Source organism: Lentilactobacillus parakefiri, from assembly GCF_002157585.1.
Taxonomy (GTDB): Bacteria; Bacillota; Bacilli; order Lactobacillales; family Lactobacillaceae; genus Lentilactobacillus; species Lentilactobacillus parakefiri.
The window spans coordinates 1-467 of the sequence record NZ_BDGB01000117.1 but is presented as its reverse complement, the minus strand read 5'-3'; the positions used below and the strand labels follow the sequence as shown (position 1 = coordinate 467).

At 45.6% G+C, this 467-nt stretch carries 2 tRNA genes and 1 rRNA gene; all 3 read left to right on the top strand.

What is annotated here, in order from left to right:
- A 16S ribosomal RNA gene (locus LPKJCM_RS11545) occupies nucleotides 1-101 on the top strand; the annotation flags it as partial.
- A gap of 83 nt (nucleotides 102-184) precedes the next feature.
- Nucleotides 185-258: transfer RNA gene (locus LPKJCM_RS11540), tRNA-Ile, on the top strand.
- Nucleotides 259-295: 37 nt separating this feature from the next.
- A tRNA-Ala gene (locus LPKJCM_RS11535) sits at nucleotides 296-368 on the top strand.
- Nucleotides 369-467 lie beyond the last annotated feature (99 nt).

The window sequence follows — 467 nt, the reverse complement described above, 5'->3', positions numbered from 1 at the left end:
AGGTAACCTTCGGGGACCAGCCGTCTAAGGTGGGACAGATGATTAGGGTGAAGTCGTAACAAGGTAGCCGTAGGAGAACCTGCGGCTGGATCACCTCCTTTCTAAGGAAAAACGGAATCCTGCACATTGTCGAAAGTTTTGTTTAGTTTTGAGAGGTCTACTCTCAAAAGTAGTTACGCTTTTTGGGCCTATAGCTCAGCTGGTTAGAGCGCACGCCTGATAAGCGTGAGGTCGATGGTTCGAGTCCATTTAGGCCCATCCACGGCCTGATAGTTAGCTATCACCGGAGTAACATGGGGAATTAGCTCAGATGGGAGAGCACCTGCTTTGCAAGCAGGGGGTCAGCGGTTCGATCCCGCTATTCTCCATTGACACGAGAGTGTCAGACTTGGTTCTTTGAAAACTAGATAATATTAATTTTCTGTAATAATTTTTTGAAATTGTATTCAATATAATTTCAACCGAGA